At 41.8% G+C, this 10,385-nt stretch carries 11 protein-coding genes; 1 reads left to right on the top strand and 10 read right to left on the bottom strand.

What is annotated here, in order from left to right:
- The 10 genes from BKK52_RS11090 to BKK52_RS11045 form a co-directional block, all read right to left on the bottom strand.
- Positions 1-113: ESPR domain-containing protein (locus tag BKK52_RS11090; RefSeq protein WP_208606160.1), on the bottom strand; the 113-nt coding region annotated here is incomplete at its 3' end.
- Between the two features lie 148 nt (positions 114-261).
- Entirely contained in the window at positions 262-855 is a 594-nt protein-coding gene (yfbR, locus tag BKK52_RS11085; RefSeq protein WP_077474327.1) for a 5'-deoxynucleotidase, read from the bottom strand.
- Positions 856-862: 7 nt separating this feature from the next.
- Positions 863-1,885, bottom strand: a complete 1,023-nt coding sequence (degS, locus tag BKK52_RS11080) for an outer membrane-stress sensor serine endopeptidase DegS (RefSeq protein WP_077420702.1) — start codon at positions 1,883-1,885, stop codon at positions 863-865.
- Positions 1,886-3,007 carry a bifunctional diaminohydroxyphosphoribosylaminopyrimidine deaminase/5-amino-6-(5-phosphoribosylamino)uracil reductase RibD gene (gene ribD / locus BKK52_RS11075; protein ID WP_077420704.1) on the bottom strand — a complete coding sequence of 374 codons (1,122 nt, stop codon included), beginning with the start codon at positions 3,005-3,007 and terminating at the stop codon, positions 1,886-1,888.
- A gap of 2 nt (positions 3,008-3,009) precedes the next feature.
- Complete coding sequence (nrdR, locus tag BKK52_RS11070; RefSeq protein WP_077420706.1) at positions 3,010-3,459, bottom strand: transcriptional regulator NrdR; 450 nt, start codon at positions 3,457-3,459, stop codon at positions 3,010-3,012.
- Between the two features lie 59 nt (positions 3,460-3,518).
- On the bottom strand, positions 3,519-6,917 hold the full coding sequence (gene recC / locus BKK52_RS11065) for an exodeoxyribonuclease V subunit gamma (protein ID WP_077420708.1): 3,399 nt from the start codon (positions 6,915-6,917) through the stop codon (positions 3,519-3,521).
- Between the two features lie 50 nt (positions 6,918-6,967).
- Entirely contained in the window at positions 6,968-7,255 is a 288-nt protein-coding gene (locus BKK52_RS11060; protein WP_077474328.1) for a DUF5374 domain-containing protein, read from the bottom strand.
- Positions 7,248-7,937 (bottom strand): DUF2572 family protein, encoded by a 690-nt coding sequence (locus BKK52_RS11055; RefSeq protein ID WP_077420710.1) that lies wholly within the window; start codon positions 7,935-7,937, stop codon positions 7,248-7,250. Before BKK52_RS11055 ends, BKK52_RS11060 begins: the two co-directional genes overlap by 8 nt.
- Before the next feature lie 12 nt (positions 7,938-7,949).
- Entirely contained in the window at positions 7,950-8,660 is a 711-nt protein-coding gene (locus BKK52_RS11050; RefSeq protein ID WP_077474352.1) for a PulJ/GspJ family protein, read from the bottom strand.
- A gap of 1 nt (position 8,661) precedes the next feature.
- Positions 8,662-9,174 carry a pilus assembly FimT family protein gene (locus tag BKK52_RS11045; RefSeq protein ID WP_077420716.1) on the bottom strand — a complete coding sequence of 171 codons (513 nt, stop codon included), beginning with the start codon at positions 9,172-9,174 and terminating at the stop codon, positions 8,662-8,664.
- Positions 9,175-9,394: 220 nt separating this feature from the next.
- Between BKK52_RS11045 and suhB the strand changes: the two genes are divergently transcribed.
- Positions 9,395-10,198 (top strand): inositol-1-monophosphatase, encoded by an 804-nt coding sequence (gene suhB / locus BKK52_RS11040; RefSeq protein WP_077420712.1) that lies wholly within the window; start codon positions 9,395-9,397, stop codon positions 10,196-10,198.
- Positions 10,199-10,385 lie beyond the last annotated feature (187 nt).

Genomic DNA, 10,385 nt, shown 5'->3' with positions numbered 1-10,385 from the left:
TCCGCACCAAGATTTTCACTCGCCGTTTTGCTTTGGGATTTTGCCAGTTCAGACACCACAACAAGCTGATTTAACACGCGGCTGAAGATAACTTTATAGTGATTTTTATTCATGAGATTTCCTTTAAAATGAAATGGGGTAAGATAGTATCCGTTTAAGTTTTTGCTTCACACAGGTTACGCTTGCTGACCTTGTAAACAAAAGTGCGGTTGATTCTCAAACTGTTTTAAAGCATGTTAAAAATCAACCGCACTTTTTCAATCACAGCGCAATCTCATCCAAAGATCGCCCGAAACTTGGCATAAATACTTGTAAGAAATAATCCATTTCCGGGCTATACCATTGCTGCATTAGGGTTTCTAATCTTGCTTTGGCGCTTTTAAATTCTTGATTGCCGTTATCCAGTTCAAATTGGGCTTTAATGTAAGCACAGATGAGGTCGGCTTGTTTGACAAGGTGCTTTTCTTCCTCAGAAAAGGTTTCACTGTCTAAATAAGGGGTGAAATCTTCTTGTAATTCCGGTGGAAGCAGGCTGATGAGATGAAGCTCTGCCGCAGTTTCAATTTGCTTATAAGCTTGGGTAATTTCGGGATTGAAGTATTTGATAGGGGTGGGTAAATCACCGGTGAAAATTTCAGAAGCATCGTGATACATCGCCATCACGGCAATACGTTCCGCATTCACCTTGCCGCCAAAAAATTTATTTTTAATCATTGCCAAGGCTTGTGCCACAAAAGCCACTTGCAGGCTGTGTTCCGCTAGGTTTTCTTTTTCAATATTTCGCATAAGCGACCAACGCTGAATCAACCGCAGGCGATCCAAACAGGCAAAAAAATGACTGATTTTAATCTCCATATAACCTCTAATTAGACGGTAATTCTTCCACCGTAACCGGCACTTCAAAGATTCGACCTAAACGCATAATCGTCACCATCACTTGCGTATTTGGTTTGGTATTGGCGATGATCTGCATCACTTCTTGGGCTGAGATCCCTTCTTGATTGTTTAATTTTAAAATCACATCGCCCACTTGAATACCTGCTTTGGCAGCTGGACTGTTGGCGCTCACACCGGTGATGAGAATGCCTTGTTCGGTATTGGCACTAATATCACTTTGCACACCGAAATAGCCTCGGATAACCCGTCCATCACGAATAATTTTATTAAGTACATCATTGGCAATGTCCATTGGGATAGCAAAATTTAAGCCTTCTGCAATTTCACTGGAGGTTTTGCCGATACTCAATGTGCTAATGCCCACCAGTTCACCGGCAGAATTAATTAATGCCCCACCGGAATTCCCTCGGTTAATAGAGGCGTCCGTTTGAATAAAATTTTGTCTGCCGAGGGAATCCCCCACTGCACTTCGCCCAACGGCACTAATAATCCCCTGAGAAACGCTTTGCCCAAGGTTGTAAGGGTTGCCAATCGCCAATGCGACATCGCCCACATGCACTTGACGATCCGCATTTTGTGGAATGGTTGCTAGATTATCGGCACGAATTTTCAATACCGCAAGATCCGTTAAATTATCCGACCCTACTAAAATGGCTTCATAAATATTGCCATTTTGTAATGCCACCACAATTTGATCGGCATTTTGAATCACATGTTTATTGGTGAGAATGTAGCCGTCTTTGCTCATAATCACCCCTGAACCCAAATTGTTCACTTGCAATTGATCATTATCATTAATACTGGCTGAAGAAAAAGAGCGGTTATAAACATTGACCACAGCAGGCGAGGCAATACGCACTGCATTTTTAAAAGAGACAATGTCATCAGAAGTCAACACATTGCTCGAATTTAATCGAGGCACGGCGAAAAGAATCACGCCGGCTGCTGCAAGCCCCCACAAAGCGGAATGAAAAAGTTTTCTTAACATTTAAAATCCTTTTGGTGTGTAAGTCAGTTTTATATCGTCGCCAATTTGTTGAACTTCGTTGAGTTGCCATAGCGGCGCATCGGATAATTGCGTTAAATGAGGGAGCCGGCATAAACCACGCGCCTTATCGCCCAATAATTTAGGGGCCATATAAATGATAAGTTCATCTACAAGTTTTTGTTCGATCAAACTCCCCGCCAAATTTGCCCCGGCTTCCACCCAGAGAGAATTTATTTGACGTTTGCCCAACTCAATCATCAAGGATTCCAATAAATTTTCTTTGGGTAAAATAATTTGTTCACAGAAAGAAGGGAAAGCAGAAAGATCCCGTTGTTGACTTGATACTAACAAGACCTGCGAGGTGGTATGGAATAATCGATGGGTCGGTTGAATACGATGTTGCGAGTCTAAAATCACCCGAATAGGCTGGCGCACCGAGTCGATTGGGTAATTTTTTTTAAGATCTTCGGGAAACTCCTCCCAACGTACATTTAAACTCGGATCATCCGCCAAAACCGTGGCGGAAGTGGATAAAATGGCGGAGGATTTTGCCCGCATTTCTTGCACATCGAAACGGGCTGTCGCACCGGTAATCCATTTGCTTTCGCCACTTGCCATAGCGGTTCTGCCATCAAGGCTCATGGCTAATTTTAATTGCACAAAAGGAACACCTTGTCGCATTCGCTTTAAAAAACCTTGATTGAGTTTTTCTGCAGAAAAACTCAATAAATTGACCGCACTTTCAATACCCGCTTCAGCAAGCATTTTCAATCCCTTTCCTGCGACTTGTGGGTTAGGATCTTGCATAGCGGCAATCACCTTCACCACACCGGCTTCAATTAAGCCCAATGCACAAGGAGGGGTGCGACCATAATGGGAACAAGGCTCTAACGTCACATAAGCAGTTGCCCCTTTTGCTTTATCACCGGCTTGTGCCAATGCCATTCGCTCGGCATGAGGCTGCCCTGCTTTAAAATGAAAACCTTCCCCTACAATTTCACCATTTTTAACCAACACACAGCCCACCGCCGGATTGGGTGTGGTGGTATAAATGCCTTTTGCGGCTAAGGCTAAGGCACGTTGCATAAATTGCTTATCTTGAGCGGTAAATGGGACCGACATAATTAATCCTTCAGACTTTCAATTTCCTTGGTAAATTGATTGATATTATCAAAACTTAAATAGACGGACGCAAAGCGAATGTAGGCGACTTTATCCAGCTCTTTTAAGGCATTCATCGCCAATTTACCCACTAACTGGCTTGGCACTTCACGCTCACCGGTGGCCCGTAATTGTAAAATAATATGGCTAATGGCTTTTTCTACATCATCAGCACTCACCGGGCGTTTTTCTAAAGCATGCTGAATACCGCTTCGAAGTTTATCTTCATTGAAAGGTTCCCGTGAACCATCATTTTTGATAATTTTAGGCACGAGTAATTCTGCCGTTTCAAAGGTGGTAAAACGCTCGTGACAGCTACCACATTCACGGCGACGGCGAACTTGATAACCATCAGAGACCAAACGGCTATCAATCACCTTCGTTTCTTCAGTGGAACAAAATGGGCAACGCATAGCAAATCCTCATCAAAAAATAGTCGCTCATCTTAGCAAAAAAACGCTATGTTGACGATTTACTTTGCTTTTTTATTCGCCGATTTTTTCTCTTCTTTTGCAAACAATTCCCCAAACCAATCTGTTGTTTGTTTTAATAATGCCAACAAATTTTCCCTGTCTTCAAATTTTGTGGTTTGTGCCAACAAACGCGCCCAATAAGGATCGGCTTTTTTCGTATAGTTGCCCCGCTTTTCCTCTTCTGCCAATTTTTGGAGCTTTGTCAAAACGCCGTCAAAATCCACCGCACTTTCCTCTTTTATAATGAAATTCTCAATATTCCCCACCGTTGGTATCGGCTGAATTTCAATTTGGCTTTGTAAATAGGCTTGCGCATAGGTTTGCAAAAGTACCAAAGCCGTTTCAGGTTCAATGGACGGGAAATCAACCACTCTATCTTTGGTAATTAATTTTGGTGGTATTGTCGTTTCTTGGGTAACACATTGAATTAAATAATAAAGCCAAGGACGAATAAGATAGCGATCTTTATATTTAGCAAAATGCCATTCAACCACCTGATCGCCTTCAAATAGGTTTTCCATATAACCAAATAAACGAATTAATTGGCTTTTGCCTTGCCAAGAAACGGTTAAATCAAAATCTACTGAGGCATTATGCGGCTCGCCCAGCTCAGCAATTTTATCCTTAAATTCCAACACCGTATCACGCACGTTTTCCGCAGTCACCTGACCAAATCGCGCACGTGGTAACACGCCTTTCACCGTAGCTTGTTCAAAATAACCTTCAAATTCTTCTTTATCTTTATAAATGAGTGCATTATTTAATGCATACTCATCTAACTTTGACAACGTGAAATTTTCGCTATCGGGAATACGATCATCAGTATCACGAAAATACACGCCAAGTTGTTTTTCAAAGAAAAATTTGACCGGATTTTCCACAAAACCGATGAAACGATCCAACTCAATTTCCGTTATCTGTTCCGCATTTTCCATCACTGAAATAAATTCTTTTTGTCCCACCCGTCCGCTATTTTTCACCATTGGCAACCATTTTGCGGCAAAAGAGCGGTCGAAATTTTCACTGTTTTTAAAATTGCTTGGGTTGAATACCATCATCGAGTGTTCTTGAATCTGTATCCTCCGCTCATCTTCTTGATTTTGATTAATATAGTCGAGCAGTTGGCTCACCAAAACGGAAGGTTCTCTCTCTTGATTATCAATAATAGACCGCCCGATATAGCTGATATAACAATAATCACGGGCGGCAAGTAGTGCTTCTAGGAATAAATAACGATCATCATCACGGCGAACACGATCCCCTTTTTGATGATGATATTGCATTAAATCAAAACTGTTTGGTGTTTGTGTACGGGGATAATCCGCCTCATTCATTCCCAGTAAACACACCACTTTAAAAGGCACTGCCCGCATTGGGAGTAAGGTGCAGAAATTCACTTTACCGGCTAGAAATTTCAAACTATTCGGAGCATCTTCCAGTTTTGTCATCATCACATCGGTAATCACATCCGCTTGTAAGGGTAAATCAAAATGAAGTGAGGATAATTGCTGTGCCAACTCGTTAATTTTTTCTTGAATATAAAAGAGAGTGTCATGGGTTTCTTCACTTTGCACAAAGAAATCCGTCAAAAGTGCGGTTAATATTTCTTGCCATTTTTCTATAGAATGGGCTTGTTGGAGTGTTCTGTGCCAATGAGAAAGTGCGGTGAAAAAACGCGACAAATTCCCGGCCAGTAAACCTTTTAAACCGTAGCTACTGTCAAAGCCCAAACTATCTCGCCAAATGCCGTGTTCTTCCCGCATCGCATAGCCTAATACCATTCGTTCTAAACCGGCTTGCCAAGAATTGAAATTTATTCCCTCTTGGTTTTTCTGCAATCCAAAACGAATACCCGCCTCCGCCACCCATTCCCGCACTAAAGGGAGATCGGAAAGGGAAATCTTAAAGCGTTCACGCAATGCCGGAATATCTAATAAAGTCAGTATTTCTTCTGCACTAAAAGTGCTTTCTTTTAAACGCAACAATGCCAGATAACAGGAAACCAACACATCACTTTCCGATAATTTATTATCGGAAATAGAAAAGGGGATCAGCGGAGTGTCACCGTTTTTCTGACCGAAAACCGCTTGAATATAAGGGGTATATTGGTTAATGTCCGCCACCATCACCACCACATCTTTTGGCGTAAGCGTAGGATCTTGATTAAATAAATGCAGCAGGTAATCTTGCAACACTTCCACTTCCCGCATGGCACTGTGGCAGGCATGCACTGTCAAAGAGCGGTCATTTTTTTCAAGGTTTAAAGGTTTATTTTCTAAATGCAAAATATGAGATTGCAATTGCCCAAGTAAAGTGTCGCTTGAAATCTCTTCATAAGCATTCAGTGAATAAGTGGGAATCTGTTCTTCATCGCGAATCAAGGTATAAAGAAAATCACGTCCCATTTTTCCCCAAGCCGCCAACAACGGATTACCGGCTTGCAAATTTTCATTATGATAGGTGGCTTCAACCGCCCCTTGCCTCAAAACCGATTGTCGAGCTTCTGAAAAGAGCGGTTGGATTTCTGTCTGTTTTTGATAATTTTGGCGACTACGGGTACACAGATAATCCATACGCAAATCACGAATATCCCCCCAATATTCTTGACTGGGATTGTTGAAAAAGAGGTGAATATCCACTTCCGATGACATCGCCTGCAAAATAGACAGATAAGCTGTCGGTAATGCCGGAATGCCAAAAATAAAAAGGCGATTAGGTAATTTTTTCAGTTGGTTTTTATTATTTAACAGGGCAAGAAATTGCTCGTGTAAAGCTGCGCGGTGTGTGACATTCTCTCCCATATCCGCTTTAATATCCGATACTAAAGCACGCCACAATGTACCTTGCCATACCACATTGCCGAGAATTTGTTGTAATAGGGTGTCATTCAAATGGTTTTGTTGTGCCTTAATTTGTGCGGCAATATGTTCATCATCCCCTTTTTCCCAAGCAAAAATCCATTCGGGACGATAAACCAAATATTGGTCAAAAAGATCTGCGATCTTGCGACTTAATTGATAGCGTTTATATTGTTCGGAATGAGGCGAGGAGGCTAAATAGTGACGTAAAGGCAAAAACGCTTCCCGTTCTAAAAAATCGGGCATCAGTTTCATTAAACGCCACATCATTGAATCCTTATCAAAAGGGTTTTGCAACGAAACCGAAGGTAAATTATCCGCATAAAGCTGCCAAATGAAGGTTGCCGGCATAGGAAAAGCTAAATGAGCTGAAACACCGTTTTTCTTTGCCAATTCCATCTGTAACCATTGTGCCATGCCGGGGCTTTGCACCAAGATAATCTCTTGCTGAAGGGGATTCTCTCGTGGAAGCGTTTTGAATAATTCGGCAAGAATATCTTTTTGTTTTTCAAGTTGATTGGAATGGTAAACAATAAACACAAGGGCGACCTATAACATAAGCAAAAATGAGGAATCATTCTACCTGTTTTTTATTCACTTTTCAGAGAAAATTCCCCGACCGGAGAATGAATTATCACTTTGTTGCCTTGGCATTGCACGTTAAATTGCACACCATTTTGCCTCACTTTTTGTTCGCAAGGCAAACCTAAAAATTGCCGTTGAGCCTGATTCTCCGCAATCTGTAGGGCTTGAAAATCATTATAAATTTTCACCGCACTTTGACGTTGATTTGCCGTCCAGCGGTTAAAAATAAGGAATAATGTGCTAAACAACATCAGAGTAAACATCACTGAAGTCAGCGACATTCCTTTATTCATTTGAGGGACTAAAATCACTCCAACTTTTCTCCGCTAATTGCCATTTGCTGTATTGTTGTACCAAAGGCTCAACCATCTTTTTACCATAGGCGACTGTCACGCCTTCTAAGCTGAGGCTTCCGCCGGTAATCACCGCCCCGCTTATCCGCCCTTTCCCACGCAAGATTAAATCCCCTTCCGCCACCAAAATTCCCGGCACAGTACCGTCTACTTCCCATTCCGTTTTATCTCCTTGAAACCAATATAATTGCGGTATTTTATTGGCAATCAAAGGGTTAGACAGTGTGGTAAAGTGCGGTCGAAATTCGTTAAGATTTTTCATCTGAATAAAATTTGTTAATTGTCCTTGATTGTCGCCTTTTGTGGGCGATTTTTTGAATATCGCTACACGCTGACACCACAATGAATAGCGAATCGCATCTTCTGCCCCCGCTATATTGATAAAAACCTGTCGAACCCGATCCGGGTTATCCAAAGGCAATGCTAAGCAAGCCTGTTGTTTTTCCGAGAAGGTCATTTTTTGCAAGGCTAAGGTGCGTTCCACGTAATTTTTACGCTGCATTTGCTGAGCCCGAAAAAAGCGCAGAGTACTATCGTCAAAAAGCAGCATCACTGCCAATAATCCGGAAAGAAAGATCAAAATACCGAGCGTTGCCACGCCTTTTCTACTTTTTCGCTGCATTATTAATGCCCATTATTGTTCATTCCAGAGTGCCACCACCATAGCGGTTTCATATTCAATCGTAGGATGAAGCTTTAAACGACCGGCAAGTTGAATTTCAACGCCTTTCCCTTCCGCTAACCTGTTAAATTGCAAATGCGTGACTTCATACTCGTTTTCATCCAGTAAATCCGTCCAGCCTCCACCGGCATTGCAAGCGGTTTGTTGAAGGGCTTTTTGACATTCGGAGGATTGGCAAGTTGCCTTTACCACACTTTTGTAAGTTTGCTTGGTTTCCACCATCTTGCCATTCAATTTATAGCCAAAAAGTTCTTTTTCGATGCCTTTCGCTACATTTTGTCGCCCACTCAAACAAGTATTTTTGTTGTATTTTTCCCCGATACAACCGTTACCGTTGAGATCGTAAAAAAATAAGACACAACTATTTTTAGGGGCATTATCCGCTTGTGAAATCATTAACGCCGAGCTTTTTTCGCCTAACTCAAACAGGGCGACATTACTTTCGATCAACTTATTATTCAACGCCCGAAAACCGGCACGGCGGAGATCTTTGCCAATAAGTTGAATTGTACGTTGCAATTCTGCCTGAAGTTTCAATCTCAAAAAAATCTGCTGATTCTGAACCTGAATGTTGCTATAAAATTGCGAAATCACCAGTAAAAGTGCGGACGAAATTGCCAACGAAATCATTAATGAGAGTAAAGTTTGCCCTTTTTTCATCATATTATTTACAAGCACTGACGGATTGATTGGGTTTTAATTTCAAACTCCCCACATTAAAAAAGGAAAATAGCGTGCGTTCTTCAGCGGCTTGCAATAAAAAGCAGTTGGAATCCACCGTATTGCGTATGCCATTAAAACGGGCTGCTTCCGTGGGGTAAATTTTCGGGCTGATAATGGTGGTTTTCTCGGCGAAATAAGGATGATAAAAATGGGCATACACCGCTTTCGGGCAAGCTGTCGGCTGCAAACAATCGCAAAGTTTGTCATTTTTCACCTGAGCTGTAATGCACCATCGTTTCGTGACGGGATGACGGTTCACCAAAATAAACCAAATTTCCGAAGAATTTTCCGCCCGCCCTTGAATCTGTCGTAAAAATTGGTAAAGGCGATGCTGCTCTTTCGCCAAAATTATCTTTGGATTGTCCCGTTGCCAAAGGGGAACGCTAAAACTCAATACCATACCGATAATCGCCAAGAGGATCACCAATTCCACCAATGTTGCCCCCTTTTCCACAAACCCTTTGCGCATAAAAAACTCCTTTAATTTCTACCGCACTTTAAGTGCATTTGCTAAACTCGACAACCAAGCAAAATCATTTTCTCGATCCTATACGCAAAACCCATAAAAAAGCAGAAGAAAAGCCGTCCCTTTATGATTTTCGGCTGGTTATTTTGGCAAATATCGCTATAATGGCGCAGAAATTTTTTTTAGTTCTTTAAAATCTGGTGGAATTATGAATCCAATGTTAAATATCGCCATTCGTGCGGCACGAAGAGCGGGCAATGTGATTGCTAAAAATTATGAACGCCGTGATGATATCGAAACTGCGCAAAAAGGCATTAATGATTATGTCACCAGTGTAGATAAAGCTGCGGAAGCAGAAATTATTGAAATTATCCGTAAATCTTACCCCGACCATACCATAATCACGGAAGAAACCGGTGCGATTGAAGGAAAAGACGGTGATGTGCAATGGATTATCGATCCACTGGATGGTACCCGTAATTTTATGAATGGCTTGCCACACTTTTCCGTATCCATCGCAATCCGTGTGAAAAACCGTACAGAAGTGGGCGTGGTTTACGATCCTATCCGTAACGAATTATTCACTGCCGTGCGTGGCGAAGGGGCGAAATTAAATGAAGTGCGCTTACGGGTGAATGCCAAACGTGAAATTCAAGGCGCCATTATCACCACCGGTTTCCCTTTCAAACAACCCAAACTAATGCCAACCCAATTTGCCATTATGAATGCATTAATTGAAGACATTGCGGATTTCCGCCGCACCGGCTCAGCCGCCTTGGATTTATGCTATGTAGCAGCAAACCGTGTCGATGGCTATTTTGAAATGGGCATTAAAGCCTGGGATTGTGCAGCAGGTGATTTAATCGTGCGTGAAGCCGGCGGCTTGGTGTGCGATTTTGAAGCGGGCAACGGTTATTTGCGCAGTGGCAATATCATCGCCGCCCCGACCCGAGTGTTAAAAGAAATGCTCAACAAAATCCGTCCTTGTTTAGGGGCTGATTTTAAAAATTAAAAATATTGAAAAAAAATGACCGCACTTTTTATGGAAGTGCGGTCAAAAAATAAAAAATTTCACATAGAACCAAGCTACACGCAATACTCAATTTTACGCTTGCCACCCATAAAAAATTTACATAGAATGACGGCGTTTAGTTTCATACTGGGTTTGAGCCAATTATGTTATCAATCAATCAATCAAT

It is taken from the genome of Rodentibacter trehalosifermentans, from assembly GCF_002000545.1.
GTDB classification, from domain to species: domain Bacteria; phylum Pseudomonadota; class Gammaproteobacteria; order Enterobacterales; family Pasteurellaceae; genus Rodentibacter; species Rodentibacter trehalosifermentans.
This window is presented reverse-complemented; position numbering and strand designations above follow the sequence as displayed.